General features: G+C 67.5%; 19 protein-coding genes. 12 read left to right on the top strand and 7 right to left on the bottom strand.

Translation table 11 applies throughout. The features are described 5' to 3' along the window. Positions 1-152 precede the first annotated feature (152 nt). Positions 153-1,292 (top strand): porin, encoded by a 1,140-nt coding sequence (locus tag AP428_RS16905; protein WP_011547110.1) that lies wholly within the window; start codon positions 153-155, stop codon positions 1,290-1,292. A gap of 242 nt (positions 1,293-1,534) precedes the next feature. Then, positions 1,535-2,785 carry an MFS transporter gene (locus AP428_RS16910; RefSeq protein ID WP_011547111.1) on the top strand — a complete coding sequence of 417 codons (1,251 nt, stop codon included), beginning with the start codon at positions 1,535-1,537 and terminating at the stop codon, positions 2,783-2,785. 13 nt (positions 2,786-2,798) lie between these two features. On the opposite strand, the gene AP428_RS16915 is transcribed toward AP428_RS16910, so the two are convergent. The 5 genes from AP428_RS16915 to AP428_RS16935 all read right to left on the bottom strand — a co-directional run bounded on the left by AP428_RS16915 (position 2,799) and on the right by AP428_RS16935 (position 8,862). Beyond that, positions 2,799-3,161 carry a YbjQ family protein gene (locus AP428_RS16915; protein ID WP_027807238.1) on the bottom strand — a complete coding sequence of 121 codons (363 nt, stop codon included), beginning with the start codon at positions 3,159-3,161 and terminating at the stop codon, positions 2,799-2,801. 134 nt (positions 3,162-3,295) lie between these two features. Beyond that, complete coding sequence (locus tag AP428_RS16920) at positions 3,296-4,549, bottom strand: M20/M25/M40 family metallo-hydrolase (RefSeq protein WP_011547113.1); 1,254 nt, start codon at positions 4,547-4,549, stop codon at positions 3,296-3,298. A gap of 79 nt (positions 4,550-4,628) precedes the next feature. Next, positions 4,629-6,341 carry a M36 family metallopeptidase gene (locus AP428_RS16925; RefSeq protein WP_011547114.1) on the bottom strand — a complete coding sequence of 571 codons (1,713 nt, stop codon included), beginning with the start codon at positions 6,339-6,341 and terminating at the stop codon, positions 4,629-4,631. Between the two features lie 492 nt (positions 6,342-6,833). Beyond that, entirely contained in the window at positions 6,834-7,778 is a 945-nt protein-coding gene (locus tag AP428_RS16930) for a GlxA family transcriptional regulator (protein WP_006480675.1), read from the bottom strand. A 121-nt stretch (positions 7,779-7,899) separates the two neighbouring features. Beyond that, positions 7,900-8,862 (bottom strand): helix-turn-helix domain-containing protein, encoded by a 963-nt coding sequence (locus AP428_RS16935; RefSeq protein ID WP_011547115.1) that lies wholly within the window; start codon positions 8,860-8,862, stop codon positions 7,900-7,902. Positions 8,863-9,103: 241 nt separating this feature from the next. Between AP428_RS16935 and AP428_RS16940 the strand changes: the two genes are divergently transcribed. Genes AP428_RS16940 through AP428_RS16970 form a run of 7 tightly spaced genes read left to right on the top strand, consistent with a single transcriptional unit; the run spans position 9,104 to position 14,600 of the window. Further along, positions 9,104-10,261 (top strand): amine dehydrogenase large subunit, encoded by a 1,158-nt coding sequence (locus AP428_RS16940; protein ID WP_011547116.1) that lies wholly within the window; start codon positions 9,104-9,106, stop codon positions 10,259-10,261. 7 nt (positions 10,262-10,268) lie between these two features. Continuing rightward, positions 10,269-10,823, top strand: coding sequence for a MauE/DoxX family redox-associated membrane protein (locus tag AP428_RS16945; protein ID WP_011547117.1), 555 nt, complete (start codon positions 10,269-10,271; stop codon positions 10,821-10,823). Continuing rightward, positions 10,820-11,455, top strand: coding sequence for a methylamine dehydrogenase accessory protein MauD (mauD, locus tag AP428_RS16950; protein ID WP_011547118.1), 636 nt, complete (start codon positions 10,820-10,822; stop codon positions 11,453-11,455). Before AP428_RS16945 ends, mauD begins: the two co-directional genes overlap by 4 nt. A gap of 39 nt (positions 11,456-11,494) precedes the next feature. Then, complete coding sequence (locus tag AP428_RS16955) at positions 11,495-12,031, top strand: methylamine dehydrogenase light chain (protein WP_011547119.1); 537 nt, start codon at positions 11,495-11,497, stop codon at positions 12,029-12,031. Next, complete coding sequence (locus AP428_RS16960) at positions 12,028-12,528, top strand: cytochrome c (protein ID WP_011547120.1); 501 nt, start codon at positions 12,028-12,030, stop codon at positions 12,526-12,528. The genes AP428_RS16955 and AP428_RS16960 overlap by 4 nt, the downstream gene beginning before the upstream one ends. Then, complete coding sequence (locus AP428_RS16965) at positions 12,525-13,061, top strand: cytochrome c (RefSeq protein WP_011547121.1); 537 nt, start codon at positions 12,525-12,527, stop codon at positions 13,059-13,061. The genes AP428_RS16960 and AP428_RS16965 overlap by 4 nt, the downstream gene beginning before the upstream one ends. Positions 13,062-13,094: 33 nt before the next feature. Beyond that, positions 13,095-14,600: an aldehyde dehydrogenase family protein gene (locus tag AP428_RS16970; RefSeq protein WP_011547122.1), complete on the top strand. Its 1,506-nt coding sequence runs from the start codon at positions 13,095-13,097 to the stop codon at positions 14,598-14,600. 57 nt (positions 14,601-14,657) lie between these two features. On the opposite strand, the gene AP428_RS16975 is transcribed toward AP428_RS16970, so the two are convergent. Next, positions 14,658-15,101, bottom strand: coding sequence for a DMT family transporter (locus AP428_RS16975; RefSeq protein WP_011694819.1), 444 nt, complete (start codon positions 15,099-15,101; stop codon positions 14,658-14,660). 122 nt (positions 15,102-15,223) lie between these two features. On the opposite strand from AP428_RS16975, the gene AP428_RS16980 reads away from it, so the two are divergent. Next, entirely contained in the window at positions 15,224-16,105 is an 882-nt protein-coding gene (locus AP428_RS16980; protein ID WP_011547124.1) for a LysR family transcriptional regulator, read from the top strand. Between the two features lie 51 nt (positions 16,106-16,156). Here AP428_RS16980 and AP428_RS36755 read toward each other — a convergent pair whose 3' ends face one another. After that, the gene (locus tag AP428_RS36755) at positions 16,157-16,408 is read right to left on the bottom strand and encodes a hypothetical protein (protein ID WP_125381613.1); all 252 of its coding nucleotides are present in this window, start codon (positions 16,406-16,408) and stop codon (positions 16,157-16,159) included. Between the two features lie 360 nt (positions 16,409-16,768). Here AP428_RS36755 and AP428_RS16985 point away from each other — a divergent pair, with 360 nt between their 5' ends. Then, positions 16,769-17,722, top strand: a complete 954-nt coding sequence (locus AP428_RS16985) for a choline ABC transporter substrate-binding protein (protein ID WP_011547126.1) — start codon at positions 16,769-16,771, stop codon at positions 17,720-17,722. Positions 17,723-17,783: 61 nt separating this feature from the next. Beyond that, positions 17,784-18,713, top strand: coding sequence for a 3-keto-5-aminohexanoate cleavage protein (locus tag AP428_RS16990; protein WP_011547127.1), 930 nt, complete (start codon positions 17,784-17,786; stop codon positions 18,711-18,713). Positions 18,714-18,751: the final 38 nt, after the last annotated feature.

Raw genomic sequence — 18,751 nt, forward strand, 5'->3', positions numbered from 1 at the left:
ATGGGTTTGTATTTTTCGCCAATGGCTGCGTTATTGCGGAAAACGAAATACCGAAGCCAGCGGGGCGGTCTGAATTCGAATCCACCGGCGCATCGCGGCACGCGTCGGGACGAGATTCTATCCATCGAACGGTTCAGGGAGGGTGGTCGATAATGAAGCATACGAAAGTTGCCGTAGCCGCCGCGCTTGCATGCGCGGCCTGTATTCCCGCCGTCGGACATGCGCAAAGCAGCGTGACGCTGTACGGGATTCTCGACGCGGGTATCACGTACGTGAACAACACGGGCGGTTCGCACGTGGTCAAGTTCGACGACGGCGTCGCCTACGGGAACCGCTTCGGCCTCAAGGGCACCGAAGACCTGGGCGGCGGCCTGAAGGCCGTGTTCACGCTCGAGAGCGGCTTCCATCTCGGCAACGGGCAACTCGGCTTCGGCGGCGCGGAATTCGGCCGTCAGGCGTATGTCGGCCTGCAGAACGACTGGGGCACGCTGTCGTTCGGCAACCAGCTCGACATCACCAACGAACTCGTATCGATCTACAACATCTCGGCGTGGGGCAGCGGCTACGCGATCCACCAGGGCGACTTCGACCGCTTCAACGGCGACCGCCTGCCGAACTCGGTGAAGTTCCTGTCGAACGACCTGAGCGGCTTCAAGTTCGGCGCGATGTACTCGTTCGGCAACGTCGCGGGCAACTTCCATCGCAACAGCGCATGGAGCGCGGGCGCGAGCTTCACGAAGGGTGACTTCTCGATCGGCGCCGCGTACACGCGCCTGAACAACCCGAACGGCATCTACGCGTTCGATCCGTACGCGATGATCGGCACGCACACGTTCCTCGGCCAGCAGACCGTCACCGTCGATCCGGCGACCGGCGCGCGCACCGACCTGTTCGCGAACACGCCGATGGACGTCGACAGCCAGGGCACGTTCGGCATCGGCACCAGCTACACGATCGGCAAGCTGACGCTCGACGCCAACTACTCGTACACGACGATCAAGGGCTTCGGCCAGTCGTCGCACATGCAGGTGTACGAAGGCGGCGGCCTGTACCAGTTCACGCCGGCGCTGAGCTTCATCGCGGGCTACCAGCACACGCGCTTCGAAGGCCATCACTGGAACCAGGGCACGGCGGGCCTGCATTACCTGCTGTCGAAGCGCACCGACATCTACATCTCCGGCGATTACCTGCGCGCGTCGCAGGGCGTCGATGCGGTGGTCGGCTACAGCTTCACGCCGTCGACGACGCAGACGCAGGCCGACGTGCGGATCGGGATGCGGCATTCGTTCTGAGCGCAGTGGTGGGAATGGTGTGACGTCTTCAGCGAGGTCTCTCTTTGGCGCGAACCGCGGTTCGCGCTTTTTTTTTGTGCGATGCGCCGGCTCGATGGCGCTCGCGGCAGGCGGCCGGCCGGTTTTCGGCGGTTGGCATATCATCGCGCTTTGGCCGCGTCCGCACCGTTGCCGCACGCCCCCGCGTGCGTCGTCGTTTTCCCGAACGGCTGCGGTGCGCACCGCCGACCGCCGAGACCCCGATGACCACCCCCGTGCCCGATTCCAGTCCGTTATCCCCGTTACCCGCCAACCTGTTTCGCCACGCACCGTTCCAGCGTTTCTGGGGCACGCGCGTGATGTCGTCGCTGGCCTTCCAGATCCTGTCGGTCGCGATCGGCTGGTACGTATATGCGCTCACGCACAGCGCGTTCGCACTCGGTCTCGTCGGCCTCGCGCAGTTCGTGCCGATGTTCGCGCTGACGCTCGTCGTCGGGCAGGTGGCCGACCGCTACGACCGCCGGCGCATCGCGACGATCTGCCAGAGCGTCGAGGCACTGGCCGCCGGCGTGTTCCTGCTCGGCGCGGTGCAAGGGTGGCTGGCCGCGCCGGCCGTATATGCGCTCGCGGCGATCGTCGGCACGGCGCGTGCGTTCGAGTCGCCGTCGGTGTCGTCGCTGTTGCCGGCCGTCGTGCCGCGCAGCGACCTGCCGCGCGCGACCGCGCTGTCGACGTCCGCGAACCAGGCCGCGCAGATCCTCGGGCCCGCGTTCGGCGGGTTGCTCTATGGTATCGGCGCGCCCGTCGCGTTCGGCACGAGCGTCGCGGCCTTCGCGATCGCGGCGATGCTGAGCGGCACGATTCCGCTGCGCAGCGCCCCGCCCGCGCGCGAGCCGGTCACGCTGCGCTCGGTGTTCTCGGGCATCGCGTTCATCCGGCGCGAGCCGGCGATTCTCGGCGCGCTGTCGCTGGACCTGTTCGCGGTGCTGTTCGGCGGTGCGACCGCGCTGTTGCCGATCTATGCGCGCGACATCCTTCAGGTCGGCCCGTGGGGGCTCGGGGCGCTGCGCGCGGCGCCGGCGGTCGGCGCACTCGCGGGCACGCTGTGGCTCACGCGTTTTCCATTGAAGGGGCGGCCGGGCCGCGCGATGTTCGGCGGCGTGATCGCGTTCGGCATCGCGACGATCGTGTTCGGGTTGTCGCGGCACTTCGCGTTGTCGCTCGTGGCGCTGGCCGCGCTCGGCGCGTCGGACGTGATCAGCGTCGTCGTGCGCCTGTCGCTCGTGCAGCTGCGTACGCCCGACGACATGCTCGGCCGCGTGAGCGCGGTCAACTCGTTGTTCATCGGCACGTCGAACCAGCTCGGCGAATTCGAATCGGGCGTGACGGCCGCGTGGTGGGGCGCGCCGGCCGCGATCGCCGTCGGCGGCGCGGCGACGATCGCCGTCGCGCTGGCGTGGATGCGGCTCTTTCCGCAGCTCACGAACATGAAGTCGCTCGAACGCGACGCGTGACGCGCATCACACGTCACGCGTCCTGCGTCACGCGCACGGCCGTGCCGTAGCAGATGACTTCGGTCACGCCCGAGCCGATCTCGGTCGAGTCGTAGCGCATCGCGACGATCGCATTCGCACCGAGCTTGCGCGCCTCGGCGAGCATCTTGTCGAACGCCTGCTCGCGCGCCTTCTCGCACAGCGACGTATAGAGCGTGATGTTGCCGCCGAAGATCGTCTGCAGCGACGCGCCGAACGAGCCGACGATCGAGCGCGAGCGCACGACGATGCCCTGCGCGACGCCGAGCGAGCGAACGGTCGTATGGCCGGGCAGGTCGAACGCGGTCGTGACGCGGGCGGGCGACAGGTCGTCGATGGAGCGAGTGGGTTCGGTCATGATGGGCAAGCGTGTAGCGAGTGGTCGAACGACGATTCTAGCCCGACGGAGAAAAGGCATTCGAGCGGGCGCACCCACGCGGATGAACGCCCGTTTCATTGCCGAATGCGAGAAAACCGCTCGGCGAGGTACGCTCAGCGCTTGACCGTCGCGCCGGCAATGCCGCCGAGATCGACCGCATAGGCCAGCGCCAGCTTGCCGAACTTCAGCGCATGGTTGGCCTGTCGATCGGAGTTCTCCAGCGTGTCGTTCACCGTGTGGATGTATGGGCTGTCGTTCTGGTCGGCCTCGAACGGGAACGATGCCGGATACCCCTGCGCATTCCACGACGCGTGATCCGAGCACGCATAGCCGCACTGCGACGTGCCGATCGCCAGCTCCGGCAGGTAGGTCGCAGCCAGGTTCTTCACGTAGGTGTTCTGCGCCGCGTTCGTGTAGTCGGTGATCAGGTAGATGTCCTTCGGATCGCCCTTGTAGTTCGTCATGTCGAGCTGCAGCACGCCGACCACGTTCGCATTCTGCGTTCGGAACTGCTTCGCGATCGCCTTCGAACCCAGCAGGCCGGCTTCCTCGGCCGCATACCCGACGAACTTGATGGTCCGTTTCGGCCGGTAGTTGTTCGCGAGCAGCACGCGCAGCGCCTCGGTGAGGCTGGCGATGCCCGACGCATCGTCGTCGGCGCCGGGCGAGCGCGTGTTCTCCGTCGTGCGGCCGACGGTCGAATCGAGGTGGCCGCCGAGCACGACGGTGCCCGCGGCCGGATCGCTGCCGCGGATCGTCAGGATCACGGATTTCTGCGGAAAACCCGTATGTGCGAACTGCTCGACGGTGATGTCGGCACGCGAACCCGCCAGCTGCTTCCATTGCAGTGCGAGCCAGTCGGATGCGGCGACGCCGTGCGACGTCGTGTAGTAGCGGTTCGTGAAACCGGACAGCGACGTGATCGTACCGACGATGTTGCTGGCCTGCAGTTGCTGGACCCACGTGCCGATCTGCGGCACGTTCGACACCGTGTACGCGGGAGCGGCGGCCTGTTTCGCGAGCGTCGCCGGCAACGGTTGCAGCGCCTGCCGCGCGTCGTCGAACGAATCGTGAATGACGTAGCCGGGCCCGTGGCCGCGCGTGTGGTGGACCGCGTGGGCCAGCTCGCCGAGCCGGGTATCGTCGATCTCGACGACGTGAACGGTTTCGCGGCGCGCGGCGCCGTCGGCCGCCTTGCCGGCGTCGACGGTCGTGCTGTATTGCGCGGTTGCGGTCGCATCGATGCGTTGGAGCTGGCGGAACGCGGTGTCGCCGAGCGTGATCCAGACGGGCGTCGCGTGCGCGGCGGCGGTCAGCAGCATGCCGCCCAGCGCGGCGCTCAGGCGGGTCGGTTTCAGAGTAGGCATGTTCGGTCTCGTGAGGATGGCGATGTCGGAGAAGGGAGCGCGCCGCAGGTCGTGCGACGCGCTCCCGCCTGCTGCGGCATTACGACTTCTGCGGAACGGTCACGCCGTACGTGCAGCTCTTGTTGTACGCGTTGCCGATCGCGGTGAGCTGCGTGCTGCTGTAGCCGAGCGCGGCGGCGGCCGTCAGCACGGCCTGTGCGGCCGCCTTCTGGTTGGTCGAGCTGTTGGTCATCGACAGTCCCTTCAGGAACGCCTTGTCCATCGCCTGCGCGCCGATCGCATCGCGCGCGACGAGGTTGCATGACGCCCAGTACTGGCCGGCCGTGTGGATCTCCGCGCCGCGCGCCTGCGCATAGGTGCGCCCGACGTTCCAGTTGGTCACGCGGCCGCCCCAGAACTCGTTGTGACCGTCCCAGTTGTAGACCCACTGATACTGCGCATCCGACGGGCTCCACTGGTTGAAGTCGCGGCTGTACGCGGCGGCGAGATAGTCGCCGGTGCCTTCCGACAGGCCTTCCTGTTGCGACAGGCCGCCGTTGGTGACCCAGTCGTGGATGCCGTGGCCGAGCTCGTGGATCACGACGTCCGCGTCTTCCGCGTCGTCGACGCCGCCTTGCCCGAAGGTCAGCCGGCCGCTGCTCGACGAATACGACGAGTTGTCGTCGCCCGATTCGCCGTGCGGGTCGTACTGCACGCCGCCCGTGTACTGGTACGGCAGCGCCTTGATGCCGAGCGTCTGGTTCACGTAACGCAGGAACGTGTCGATGTGGTAGTACGCGTTCACGGCCTCGAAATACAGGTTGCCGCGCGTGAATTCGAACGCGGGCGTGGACTGCGACGGGCACGCCTTGTCGAGCGGCGCATCGAAATCGATGCATGCCGCGTACGGGCCCGTCAGCGTGTAGCGCGTGCCCGACTGCGCGAGCTCCTTCAGCGTCACGCGCACGCGTGCGGCCGTGAGTTGCGTCGAATCGGCGTCGCTGCTGTCCTTGTAGCCGGTGCTGCCGTAGCTGCTCTTCGTCGGCGACAGCGGATCGGGGCGGAACACGAAGCCGGTGCCGTCGGTCGCGTAGAACGCCTTGTCCTCGGCGCGCAGCACTTCGCCGCTACCCGAATCGATCAGCAGTTCCCAGTCGCCCTTCGGGCCGTCCTGCGGGCGGCCGCGCACCTTCCACGCGGTGTGCGTGCCGGCCTGGTCGACGAATGCGACGAGCTGGGCGTCGAGATGCGTGAAGCCGCTCACGCCGAGATACGCGCGGGCGCGGTCGAGCGCCTGCTGCTGGTCGACGGCCTGCGACTTGCGCGTCGTCGCGACCACGCCGCTGATCGTGTTGCTTGCGACGTACAGGATGCGGCCGTCCTTCGCGACGGTCACCGCGATGTCGCTGCCGTACACGGGTAGCCCGGCAGCCTGCTGCTGCAGGCGCACGACGGTGAAGTCGGCATCGTTGCGTTCCGACGTGACGACGAGGCTCGCGAGCGCCGCCGCGTCGAGGCCGAGCTGCGCCGCTTGCGACGCGACGAAGTCGCGCGCGGTGGCGGCGGGCGTCGCGGCGGCTTTCTTGACGCGCCAGGCCGGGTTGTACAGCGTGACGGCGACGCCGTCCGCGCGGAATTGCCCGGCGGCCGTATCGGCTTTCGCGGCCGGCGGCGCGACGCCGCGCGTCAGGCTTTCGCGCAGGCTGGCGGCCTGCGGATTCGACACTTTCGTATCGGCCAGGGTGCCGCCGACGATGCCGAAACCGAGCGCGAGACTCAGGGCGAGCGGCAATGCTTTGCGTGATGTCTGCATACGTGATCCTCATCTCAACGGTTGGACACGCCCGCGCGCTCGTGGCGAGCAGGCACGACACGGCCCGCGCGCCGGTTCGATGGAACCGGTGCGGCGAAGCGGTGTAGGGAGTATCGACTGACTAAGGAGAACTAAATCTCAGGTCGAAAAGAAGCGGGCAGGCAAAGAGGGGGACGCGCGTGAAGGGATGCGAACGGCAGGCAGGTGCGGCGACGGCGAAGCGAGCATCGTCATGTCATACCCCTCGGATCGATATTGGATATCGGTGGGCAGCCTGCGTGGCGCGACGCGCGCCGAGATGCAGCAGGCGTGTCGTTAGGCTGCCTATCTAACTTTGTTTGATATGTTACAGAATATTTTCAGCGACATTCCAAATTATTTTCGACGACCGCTTCGGTTGGTCGATCAATTGCCGGCATTGTTCAGCGAGCGGCGGGAAACGCTGCCGGAACGTGCAATACCGCGCCGGATTGTGATCAAAAGCCGTGACGATCAGCGTGTCGCACGCCGGTCGCTGCGCGGGCTCATCCCGAATCGTGCGCGATAGGTACGCGAGAAATGCGACGGCGATTCGAAGCCGCACGCGACGCACACCGACGTGATGCTCATGTCGGTCTGCTGCAGCAGTTCGCGTGCGCGATCGAGGCGCAGGTTCAGGTAGAAGCGCGTCGGCGTGTCGTTCAGCGTCGCGCTGAACAGCCGTTCGAGCTGGCGCCGCGTGATCGACACTTCCTGTGCGAGCGCGTCCGAGCCGAGCGGGTTCTCCATGTGCCGCTGCATCGTGCCGATCACCTGGATCAGCTTGCGGTTGTGCACGCCGTAGCGCGCGGCGATCTCGAGCCGCTGGCTGTCCGAACGCTGCCGGATGCGGCTGACGACGAACTGCTCGGAGATCGCCGCCGCGAGATCGGCGCCGTGCCGGCGGCCGATCAGGTCGAGCATCATGTCGATCGACGCGGTGCCGCCCGCGCACGTGATGCGCCGGTCGTCGATCTCGAACAGCTCCTGCGTCGCGTTCAGGCCGGGATAGCGCTCGCGGAACGCGGCCAGCGCTTCCCAGTGCAGCGTGAGCGGCTGCGACGCGTCGAACAGCCCGGCTTCCGCGAGCACGAAGCTGCCCGTGTCGATGCCGCCGAGCGTCGCACCATGCCGGTGCTGGCGGCGCAGCCAGTCGCCGAGCGTGCGCGTGTAGCACACGAGCGGATCGAAGCCCGCGACGACGAACACCGTATCGACCTGCGGGACGTCCGCGCACGCGGCTTCGGCGGCGACCGGAATGCCGTTGCTTGCGGCGACGGGCGCGCCGTCCGCGCTGATCACGTGCCAGCGATACAGCTCGGTGCGAAAGCGGTTCGCGACGCGCAGCGGCTCGACCGCGGACATGAAGCCGAGCGCGGAGAAGCCGGGCAGCAGCAGGAAGTGGAAATCCTCGGGCATCGGGGCGTGGGGTGGAAGCAGGTGGTCGTCGCGCGACGCGGCGAGCGGGCCGGCGCGGGCCGCGCCCGGCTCGCGGGCGCCGAACGGTCAAGCCGGAATTATCGCGGTTTTTTGCCGGCGTTCAGCGCGTTTTTGCGCGATGCACCGTGCGGCGCGCCGTCGCCGACGGCAATTCGCCGAACTGGGCCTTGTACACGCTCGCGAAATGCCCGAGATGCAGGAAGCCCCAGCGTGCGGCCGCCTCGCTGATCGGCAGGTCGGATTGCCGCGTGTCGAGCAGCAGGCGTCGGACCTGCGCGAGGCGCAGCGAGCGCGTGTAGTTGAGCGGACTCGTCTGCACGACCGACTGAAAGCTGTTCTGCATCGTGCGCCGGCTCACGCGCAGTTGCGTGCACAGGCTCAGGATGTCGACGGGCGCTTCCGGGTGCTCGATCACGTAGTCGTGCACGCGGCGCACGATGTCGGCGTGGCAGGCGTGCGTGAGCCGGTTCGACGGCTCGGGCATCCGGTAGGTGAGGAGATCGACGAGCACGTTGCCGACGTCGGCGCGGATCGCGCACTGCGCGCGTGCCGCGTCGAACGTATCGGGCGCCGACAGCACGCGTTCGAGCAGCGTCGCGAGCTGCACGCTCGCGCGTTCGCGCGCGGCGACCGGCACCTCGACGACGCCGTGCCGCAGCGCGCGTGCGTCCAGCCGGACGTCGGCGGCATCTTCGATCTGCTGCATCAATTCGGGTTCGACGACCACGCCGATCAGCGACATGTCGTCGGGTGAATGGAGTTCGAACGGTATGCCGCCGCGCGCCATCACGATCGTGCCGCGCTCGATGCGCGCACCGCCGAACGCGAAGGTGCCCGAGCCGGTGAGCGGCATCCCGAACACCGTATGGCCGTGCGGCAAACATCCGCGCTGGATGATGCGCACGTTCGCCGTTTCCTGGAACAGCTGCACGCCGTCGAGCACCGCGTGCTTGACCGCGCTGCGATACGCGCCGGACCCGATCTGGTCGTAACGCTGATTCCAGCCGCGCAGCGCCTCGGCATGCCGGTCTGCGTCGTCGAACCTCTGATGTAACACGAGCACGGCGCCTCCGGCGGTCGTTTGGACCGCGCAAGATTAAACCGGCCGAGCGGTCGGCGCAATACGGGGGAGCGCTATTCCGCGCGCGGGTTTCAGAGGGTCGGAAGGGTGCGCAACAGCGTGGCTTTCACGCGCATTTCCAATATCCCGAATCGGCACGTACGCGTTGCCGGTCCGGGTGCTGACGGGATTTATTGTCGAACTACAGTCGCCCCACATAACGTGAATCCCCACTGGAGGCGGCATGAGGACAAGGCGACGAACCGCGGCGCTCGCGGCGACGCTGGCGTTGGTGGCGGCATGGGCCGGCGGCGCAAACGCGGTGGAAAAACCCGAGGAACTGGTCGTGCAGAAGATGCCGCCATGGCATCCGCACGAGGTCTATATCGTCGACATCTCGATGCCGTCGATGACCGACGGGCGCATCTACGTGTACGACGCCGATGCGAAGAAGCTGCTCGGCCAGATCGACGGCGGCTTCGCGCCCGGCCTCGCGATCTCGCCCGATCGCAAGACCAGCTTCGTCGCGACGACCTACTTCTCGCGCGGCTCGCACGGCACGCGCACGGACGTCGTCGAGATGATCGACAACGCGACGCTCGATCACGCGGGCGAGATCGTGATTCCGGCGAAGCACGCGCAGCACGTGCCGTCGCCGTACAACACCGCATTCAGCGCCGACGGCAAGCGGCTGTACGTCGCGAACATCACGCCGTCCGCGTCGGTGACGGTGATCGACGCCGTCTCGAAGAAGGTGCTGTCGGAGATCGACACGGCCGCATGCGTGCTTGCGTATCCGTCGGGTAACGACCGCTTCACCGCGCTGTGCGAAAGCGGCAAGGCACTGACCGTCACGCTCGACGCGAACGGCAAGGAGACGAAGCGCACGATGTCGGAGGCATTCATCGACGTCGACAAGGATCCGGCGTTCGTGAACGCGTCGCGGTACAAGGGCGAATACCTGTTCACCACCTACGGCGGCAACGTGCGCAGCGCCGATTTCAGCGGTGACAAGCCGGCGTTCGGCAAGCCGTGGCCGCTGCTGACGGACGCCGAGCGTGCCGAAGGCTGGCGCCCGGGCGGCATGCAGCAGACGGCCGTGCAGGCAAAACAGAACCGTTACTACGTGCTGATGCACAAGGGCACCGACGGCTCGCACAAGGACGCCGGCACGCAGGTGTGGGTGATTGACCTGAAGTCGAAGCAGCGCGTCGCGCGCTGGGATCTCGCGCAGCTGAAGGTCGATCCGCTCGTGTCGATCCAGGTCAGCGAGGACGACAAGCCGCTGTTCTACGGGCTGACGGCGACCTCCGACCTCGTCGTGATGGACGCGCGCACCGGCGCGCTGCAGCACGTCGAGAAGCAGGTCGGCAATACGTCGTCGCTGCTCGTCAACCCGTGAGGCCGCGATGACCCTCGATCCCGTACTCGCCACCAGCGCGCAGGCCGGCGCGGCCGTCGTCGTGCTGCTCGGCGCCTTCGCGAAGATGCGCCGGCCCGCCGCGTTCCGCCAGGCACTCGCCGGCTACCGGCTGCTGCCCGATGCACTGACCGCGCCCGTCGCGTTCGCGATTCCGCTCGCGGAAGCCGTCGCCGCCGTGGTGCTGCTGTTTCCCGACACGCGCACGGCCGGCGCGACCGGCCTGATCGCGTTGCTTCTCGCGTTCGCGGCCGGGCTCGCGATCAACCTGCTGCGCGGTCATACCGACATCGACTGCGGCTGTTCCGGCTTCACCGCCGCCCGAGCCGACGTCCCGCGCGGCATCGGCTGGCTGCATGTCGGGCGCGTGCTGCTGCTCGTCGCGCTGGCCGCGACCGCGTTCGTCGAGCCGGGCACGCGCGCCGTCGTGTGGTTCGACTACCTGACGCTGTTCTTCTCCGTGCTGCTGATCGTCTGCGCGTTGCTCACCGTCGACGTGCTGCTCGCCAACGTCCCGCGCCTTTCCCACCTGAGGAATTCATGATGCAAACCGCTCTCACCGTTTCCACCGCCCTGCTGTGGGTGGCCGTCCTCGCGCTCGGCGCGATCTGCCTCGCGCTGGTGCGCCAGATCGGCATCCTGTACGAGCGCATCATGCCGGCCGGCGCGCTGATGATCGACAAGGGGCCTGCGGTCGGCGCGATCGCGCCGACGTTCGAATTGACCGACATGCGCGGCGCGCAGGTGAAGGTCGGCGGCATCGACGCGATGGGCAAGGCCACGCTGTTGTTCTTCCTGTCGCCGACGTGCCCGGTCTGCAAGAAGCTGCTGCCGCTGTTGCCGTCGCTGCAGGCCAGCGAGGCGACGCCGGTGAACATCGTGCTCGCGAGCGACGGCGATGCCGACGAACACACGCGCTTCGCGCGAAAGCACGACCTCGGGCGCTTCCCGTACGTGCTGTCGCAGGAGCTCGGCTTCGCGTACCAGATCGGCAAGCTGCCGTATGCGGTGCTGCTCGACGAAACGGGCACCGTGCGCGCGAAGGGGCTCGTCAACACGCGCGAGCATCTCGAGAGCCTGTTCGAGGCGAAGGAGCGCGGCGTCGCGTCGCTGCAGCAGTTCGTGCATGGCGATCACAGCCACGATGCCCACGACGGGCACGCGCAGCACGCGTGACCGGCCGAACCTTTTTCAACGTCATTGGAGAACGACGACATGGGCGTGTTTGATTCATGGTTCGAGCGGTCGGCGCGCGGCGTCGCGCAGCACAGTTCGCGGCGCAGCGCGATGGCGAAGCTCGGCAAGGTGCTGGTGGGGTCGGCGCTGCTGCCGCTGCTGCCGGTCGACCGCACCGCATATGCGGCCGATGCGGCATCGGGGGCGTCGGGTGCATCCGGTGCCGGCGCGAGCGACGACCCGACGAGCTGCGACTACTGGAAATACTGCGCGATCGACGGCTGGCTCTGCAGCTGCTGCGGCGGCACGTCGAGCAGTTGCCCGCCGGGCACGACGCCTTCGCCGATCACGTGGATCGGCACCTGCCGCAATCCTCACGACGGTTCGGACTACATCGTGTCGTACAACGACTGCTGCGGCAAGACGTCGTGCGGCAAGTGCTTCTGCAACCGCAACGAGCGCGAGAAGCCGCTGTACAAGCTGTCGTTGAACAACGACATCAACTGGTGCATGGCGAACGGTAATTCGAATTACCACTGTTCGGTTTCGGTTCTGCTGGGAGCGGCGAAGCAATGAAAGTGAAGCAAGCAGGAAAGCGCATCGTTGCATGCATGGCGGCCGCGACGGCCTTCGCGTTGCCCGCCGCGGCGCACGCGCAGGAAGCCGTGCATTACCCGGTCGGAAAAAGCCTGTTCGACGCGCAGTGCGCGGTGTGTCACCAGGCGGGCGGAAAAGGACAGGACGGCCTCGCGCCGCCGCTGACCGAGTATCCGGGCAAGTACGCGGCGGCGGAAGCCGGGCGGGCGCAGTTGATCGCGACGCTGCTGCACGGGATGTTCGGCGAGATCGAGGTGCACGACAAACGCTACAACTTCAAGATGCCGTCGTTCGCGAGCGCGAGCGACGACGACATCGCGCACGTGCTGAACTACGTCGTGTTCGACCTCAACGCGCAGCACGGCGACGCGAAGCCGTTCACCGCGGCCGATATCCGTGCGGCGCGGGCGAAGCAGATGGACGGCACGGCCGTGCATGCGCAGCGCGCGGTGGTGATCAAGGGGCTCGGCCTGTGAACGGCGTGCGCGCGTCCGTGCACGGCACGCGGTGCGCGGCGTCGTCGTGGCTCGGCGGTTTGTCGCATCGGCTGTCGTGCTGGCTGCTGCTGGCGGCCGCGGCGGCCGGTGCGTTCGCCGCACCCGCGTCCGCGCAGGCCGACGGCGCGGCCGATGCCGCGCTCGCACGGCAGCACTGGGTGCTCAACTGCATGGGTTGCCACACGGCGACGGGCGGCGGCATTCCCGGCAAGGTGCCGCCGCTCGCGAATTCGCTCGGCTATTTCACGCACCTGCCGGCCGGGCGCGAGTACGTGATGCGCGTGCCCGGCGCGTCGAACTCGGCGCTGTCGGATCGGGAACTGGCCGACGTGCTGAACTGGGTGCTCACGACGATGAACCGCGATGCGCTGCCGCGCGACTTCAAGCCCTATACGGCCGCCGAAGTCGCCGCGCACCGCCGCCCCGCGCTGTCCGACGTCGCGGCCGTGCGCGCCGGTCTCGTCCGTGCGTTGCAGGCGCGCGGGATCGACGGCGTCGCGGATCGCTACTGACCGACTCACTCAACGAATCAGGGAAACAGGAACATGGAGACGAACGAAACCTTTGCGTTGCTCGACGCGACGCGCGCGTTTCTCGCGAAGCCGAAGAAGATGCTGATCGGCGCCGAGTGGAGCGATGCCGCGTCGGGCCGCCAGCTCGATGTCGTGAACCCGGCCGACGGCACCGTGCTCGCCCGCGTGCCGGAAGCGGACGAACGCGACGTGCAGCAGGCGGTCGCGGCCGCGCGCCGTGCCTTCGATGCAGGCCCGTGGCGCAGCGCGAAGACCACCGACCGCGAGCGCCTGATGCTCGTGCTCGCCGACCTGATCGAGGCCAATGCGCGCGAGCTCGCCGAGATCGAATCGCTCGACAACGGCAAGCCGGTGCTGGTCGCGCAGGGGCTCGACGTCGCGATGGCCGCGCAGTGCTTCCGCTACATGGCCGGCTGGGCGACGAAGATCGAAGGCAGCGTGATCGACGCCGGCATGCCGTACCTGCCGGACAGCGAAATCTTTGCCTATACGCGCAAGGAGCCCGTTGGCGTGGTCGGCGCGATCATTCCGTGGAATTTTCCGTTGCTGATGGCCGCGTGGAAAATTGCGCCGGCGCTCGCGACTGGCTGCACCGTCGTGCTGAAACCCGCCGAAGACACCCCGCTGAGCGCATTGCGGCTCGGTGAGCTGATTCAGGCGGCCGGGTTTCCGGACGGCGTCGTCAACATCGTCACCGGCTACGGTCACACGGCCGGTGCGGCATTGTCGCGCGATCCGCGCATCGACAAGATCGCGTTCACCGGGTCGACGCAGACGGGCAAGACGATCGGCCACGCGGCGCTCGACAACATGACGCGGATGTCGCTGGAGCTCGGCGGCAAGTCGCCGGTGATCGTGCTGCCCGACGTCGATCTCGACAAGGCCGCGCTGGGCGTGGCGAACGCGATCTTCTTCAACCAGGGGCAGGTGTGCACGGCCGGCTCGCGCGCATACATTCATTCGAAGGTGTTCGACGGCGTGATCGAGCGCGTCGCGAAAATCGCCGCGAGCCTGAAGATCGGCCCGGGGATGGACCCGGCGACGCAGATCGGCCCGCTCGTGTCCGCGAAGCAACGCGAGCGCGTATGCGGGTACATCGACTCGGGGTTCGGCGAGGGCGCGCGTGCCGCTGCGGGCGGCCGCGCGATCGACGGCCCCGGCTTCTTCGTCGAACCGACGGTGCTGGTCGATACGACGCAGGCGATGCGCGTGGTGCGCGAGGAGATCTTCGGGCCGGTGCTCGTCGCGATGCCGTTCGACGACGTCGATACGGCCGTGCAGCTCGCGAACGACACGCCGTACGGCCTCGGCGCGAGCATCTGGTCAAACGATCTCGCGGCGATCCACAAGCTGATCCCGCGTATTGCCGCAGGCACCGTGTGGGTCAACTGCCACTCGCTGCTCGACAACGCGTTGCCGTTCGGCGGGATGAAGCAGTCGGGCTTCGGCCGCGAACTTGGCCGCGCAGTGATCGACCAGTACACGGAGAGCAAGTCGGTGATGATGAACTACGCATGAGCATCGCGGCGCGTGCATGCGTTGCCGATATGCCGGCCACGTACGCACGCGCCGCCGTCACGCGCGGATCAGCACGACCCCGAGAATGAGGCACGCCGCGCCGGCCACGCGGATCGGGCTTGCGGAATGCTGCACGATGCCCAGCACGCCGAAGTGGTCGAACACGAGCGCACCGGTCATTTGTCCGACGACGATCAGCGCGAGCGTCGTCGCCGCGCCCAATCGCGGCACCATCAGGATCGCGACGCCGACGAATACCGCGCCGAACAATCCCCCCGTCCAGCTGAACCACGAGCCCGCGCCGGAGAACGTGCCGCTCAGGCGCGGGTGAGGCGACAGCAACGCGACCGCCAGCATCGCGGCCAGGCCGACGAGGTAGCTGACCGAGCCGGCCCACCACGGCGAGCCGATTTGCGCGCGCAGGTTCGCGTTGAGCACCTGCTGCAACGCGACGCTGATGCCGGCCGCCACGACCAGCAGATAAGACAGGAGGGTAGCCACGAGGATGAACGCTCCGAAAGGATGGCCGCAACGGCGATGCCCGGCATGGAGGGCTTTCATTCTGCGGAGCGCGCCGGTATAACGCAAATATCGAATCTGGCGCTCATCCATCTCGTTTCGGCATGCCATCACTCCGGCAAATCCAGTATTTCCTGACCGTGGCGGACCTCGGCGGCTTCACGCCGGCCGCAGGCGCGCTCCATGTCGCGCAGTCGGCGCTCAGCCGGCAGATCGGTCAGCTCGAGGATGAACTCGGGTTCCTGCTGTTCGACCGTGAACCGAGAGGCGTGCGGCTCACACCGGCCGGCGCGATCTACCGCGAACGCGTGGCGTCGATCCCGGCCACGCTGATGGCCGCTGCCGACGAAGGGGCGCAGTTGTCGCGCGGGGAGGCCGGCGTGCTGCGGCTGCTGCATTCCAGTACCGTGCCCGTCAGCAGCCTGATGCCGGATCTCGACCGCTTCATGCGCGATTGTTCGGGCGCGCGCATCGATCTCGACCGCGCGTCGTCCGAGGATCAGGTGACGGACATCGCGAACGGCCACGCCGATATCGGGATCGTCCGGCTGCCGGTGCTGCGGCGCGATGCACGCGTGCGTTTCGTCGAACTGGCGGCCGAGCGCCTGTGCGCGGCGCTGCCGGCCGATCATCCGCTCGCGGGCCGCAAGCGCATCGCGATAGCACGGCTGCGGCGGGAGCCGTTCGTGTCGGCCGTGTATCGGGAGCGCGGCGGCCTCGCGCGCGTCGTGCTCGATCTGTGCCTGAAGCGTGGCTTCGTGCCGGCGGCCGCGCGGATCGTGTCGCCGAAGACGTCGATGCTGAATCTCGTCGCGGCCGGCCGGGGCGTGGCGATCGTGCCGGCGCGGATGGCGAGCATCGGCATCGATGGCGTCGTGTTCGTGCCGATTTCGGACGAGGATGCGCAGTCGGTGTGCGCGCTGGTGTTGCCGGTCGAGCCGACGGTGCTCGCGCAGGCGTTCGTGCGGGCGGTGACGGCGGGCTGAACGGGCCGCTTCCTGATCGGCACGCGTGTTCGGTCGAACCGACGTCATGACTCAGACGCGGTACCCCGCGTCGCGCATCAACCGCCGCGATAGTTCGCCGCGCGGGCCTTCTGCGTCGAACCGCGCGCGAAGTTTCGCATTCGCGCCGCGCGTCACGCCGCGATGCATGGCCACGATGATGGCGAAAAGGGCGACGACGAAGAAAGCGACAAGCATCGTATTGCTCCTGGCCGAAGAAACCGGAGACGGACATCGCGACGGCCGGTCATGTTCGTCTCCGTCCATTTCAGTGATGCGCAGCATCCGGGCCCGGGGCGGCGCGGCAACTGGCGGGCCGCGCGCGATCGCCCGGCGACTGCCAGCATAGGGCCCGCCCACGGCATCCGGCGACGTGTCGGAAGTCTGTCAGCAAGGCCGTGGCGGAATCGAAAGGCGTGCGCCGCATCCGGGCAATCTCGCCGCACGCCAGAAAAACTCCAAACCCCCGTCCGGCAAGCCTCAAGCGCAACCTAGTGGTTTCCACTCATAGTCGCAAACAGGCAAGAACAGGTCGCCGCCGGTCTTCTCGCGGCGAATATGGCTCGTTACTTTTACTCCCACGATGCAGGCCGGTGCACACTTCGCGCACCGGCTGCCGCGAGACCAACCGGGAGGAACCGAACCATGAAGTCGACGAAGATCGCCGCGCTCGCCGCGGCCGTGCTGGCGACCGGCGCGTTCACGCACGCCGCGCTGGCCGAGACGGAGGCCACGACCTGCCGGACCGTGCGTTTCGCGGATATCGGCTGGACCGACATCACGTCGACCACGGCGCTCGCGTCGACCGTGTTCGAGGCGCTCGGCTACAAGCCGACCACGACGATCGCGTCGGTGCCGATCTCGTTCGCCGGCCTCAAGAGCAAGCAGCTCGACGTGTCGCTCGGCTACTGGTGGCCCGTGCAGCAGAAGCAGCTGCAACCGTTCCTCGACAGCAAGTCGATCAACGTCGTCGAGCCGCCGAACCTGTCCGGCGCAAAGGCGACGCTCGCGGTGCCGAGCTATGAATACCAGGCCGGCCTGAAGACCTTCGACGACATCGCGAAACACCGCGCGGAACTCGACGGCAAGATCTACGGGATCGAGCCGGGCAGCAGCGCGAACGCGACGATCCAGAAGATGATCGACACGAACCAGTACGGGCTCGGCGGCTTCAAGCTCGTCGAATCGAGCGAAGCGGGGATGCTGGTGACGGTCGAGCGCGCGGTCCGCGACAAGAAGTGGGTCGTGTTCCTCGGTTGGGAGCCGCATCCGATGAACATCCAGCTCAGCATGAACTACCTGTCCGGCGGCGACGCGGCGTTCGGCCCGAACTACGGCGAAGCGCGCGTGTACACGCTCACCGCGCCCGACTTCATCGCGCGCTGCCCGAACGCGGGCAAGCTCGTGACGAACCTGCGCTTCTCGACGCAGCTCGAGAACCAGCTGATGCAGTCGGTGATGAACAAGACCAAGCCGGCCGAGGCCGCGAAGGCGTACCTGAAGAAGAACCCGCAGGTGCTCGATCCGTGGCTCGCGGGCGTCAAGACGTTCGACGGCAAGGACGGCCTGCCTGCCGTGAAGGCGTATCTCGGCCTGTGATGGCCTGCGCCCATACGCTGTTAGCAATGCGACACAACCCGAATCAAGCGAGGCATCCAGCATGAACCACGAAGTCATCATCACCTGCGCCGTCACCGGCGCGGGCGATACGGTCGGCAAGCATCCGGCGATTCCGGTCACGCCGAAGGAGATCGCGGCCGCCGCGATCGAAGCCGCGAAGGCCGGCGCGACGGTCGCCCACTGCCACGTGCGCGATCCGCAGACGGGGCGCGGCAGCCGCGACCCGAACCTGTATCGCGAAGTGGTCGACCGCATCCGCTCGGCCGACGTCGACGTGATCATCAACCTGACGGCCGGCATGGGCGGCGATCTCGAGATCGGCCCCGGCGAGGACCCGATGCGCTTCGGCAAGGGCACCGATCTGGTCGGCGGCCTCACGCGCCTCGCGCACGTCGAGGAACTGCTGCCCGAGATCTGCACGCTCGACTGCGGCACGCTGAATTTCGGCGACGGCGACTACATCTACGTGTCGACGCCCGCGCAGTTGCGCGCCGGCGCGAAGCGCATCCAGGAACTCGGCGTGAAGCCGGAGTTGGAGATCTTCGATACGGGCCATCTGTGGTTCGCGAAGCAGTTGCTCAAGGAAGGGCTGCTCGACGATCCGCCGCTGTTCCAGCTGTGCCTCGGCATTCCGTGGGGCGCGCCGGCCGACACGGGCACGATGAAGGCGATGGTCGACAACCTGCCGCCCGGCGCGCACTGGGCCGGCTTCGGGATCGGCCGCATGCAGATGCCGATGGTCGCGCAGGCGATGCTGCTCGGGGGCCACGTACGCGTGGGCCTCGAAGACAACATCTGGCTCGACCGCGGCGTGCATGCGACCAACGGCACGCTCGTCGAGCGCGCCCGCGAGATCGTCGAGCGCCTCGGCGGCCGCGTGCTGACGCCGGCCGAAGGCCGCCGCAAGCTCGGCCTGCCGGCGCGCGGCGAGCGTGCGCTCGAACGTCGCGCGATCGCCGAATTCGCGTGAGCTTTTTCACCCACCGACTGACATGGCACGGCGGCATG

It is taken from the genome of Burkholderia sp. E168m22, assembly GCF_001319805.1.
Taxonomy (GTDB): domain Bacteria; phylum Pseudomonadota; class Gammaproteobacteria; order Burkholderiales; family Burkholderiaceae; genus Burkholderia; species Burkholderia orbicola.

Excerpts from the sequence above, each read along its gene's own strand:
- AP428_RS16920 (WP_011547113.1), bottom strand. The coding sequence starts at position 4,549 with ATGCCTACTCTGAAACCGACCCGCCTGAGCGCCGCGCTGGGCGGCATG.
- AP428_RS16960 (WP_011547120.1), top strand. The coding sequence starts at position 12,028 with ATGAAAGTGAAGCAAGCAGGAAAGCGCATCGTTGCATGCATGGCGGCC.
- AP428_RS16955 (WP_011547119.1), top strand. The coding sequence starts at position 11,495 with ATGGGCGTGTTTGATTCATGGTTCGAGCGGTCGGCGCGCGGCGTCGCG.
- AP428_RS16930 (WP_006480675.1), bottom strand. The coding sequence starts at position 7,778 with ATGCCCGAGGATTTCCACTTCCTGCTGCTGCCCGGCTTCTCCGCGCTC.
- AP428_RS16925 (WP_011547114.1), bottom strand. The coding sequence starts at position 6,341 with ATGCAGACATCACGCAAAGCATTGCCGCTCGCCCTGAGTCTCGCGCTC.
- AP428_RS16905 (WP_011547110.1), top strand. The coding sequence starts at position 153 with ATGAAGCATACGAAAGTTGCCGTAGCCGCCGCGCTTGCATGCGCGGCC.
- AP428_RS16910 (WP_011547111.1), top strand. The coding sequence starts at position 1,535 with ATGACCACCCCCGTGCCCGATTCCAGTCCGTTATCCCCGTTACCCGCC.
- AP428_RS16970 (WP_011547122.1), top strand. The coding sequence starts at position 13,095 with ATGGAGACGAACGAAACCTTTGCGTTGCTCGACGCGACGCGCGCGTTT.
- AP428_RS16980 (WP_011547124.1), top strand. The coding sequence starts at position 15,224 with ATGCCATCACTCCGGCAAATCCAGTATTTCCTGACCGTGGCGGACCTC.
- AP428_RS16915 (WP_027807238.1), bottom strand. The coding sequence starts at position 3,161 with ATGACCGAACCCACTCGCTCCATCGACGACCTGTCGCCCGCCCGCGTC.
- mauD (WP_011547118.1), top strand. The coding sequence starts at position 10,820 with ATGATGCAAACCGCTCTCACCGTTTCCACCGCCCTGCTGTGGGTGGCC.
- AP428_RS16940 (WP_011547116.1), top strand. The coding sequence starts at position 9,104 with ATGAGGACAAGGCGACGAACCGCGGCGCTCGCGGCGACGCTGGCGTTG.
- AP428_RS16945 (WP_011547117.1), top strand. The coding sequence starts at position 10,269 with ATGACCCTCGATCCCGTACTCGCCACCAGCGCGCAGGCCGGCGCGGCC.
- AP428_RS16985 (WP_011547126.1), top strand. The coding sequence starts at position 16,769 with ATGAAGTCGACGAAGATCGCCGCGCTCGCCGCGGCCGTGCTGGCGACC.
- AP428_RS36755 (WP_125381613.1), bottom strand. The coding sequence starts at position 16,408 with ATGCTGCGCATCACTGAAATGGACGGAGACGAACATGACCGGCCGTCG.
- AP428_RS16990 (WP_011547127.1), top strand. The coding sequence starts at position 17,784 with ATGAACCACGAAGTCATCATCACCTGCGCCGTCACCGGCGCGGGCGAT.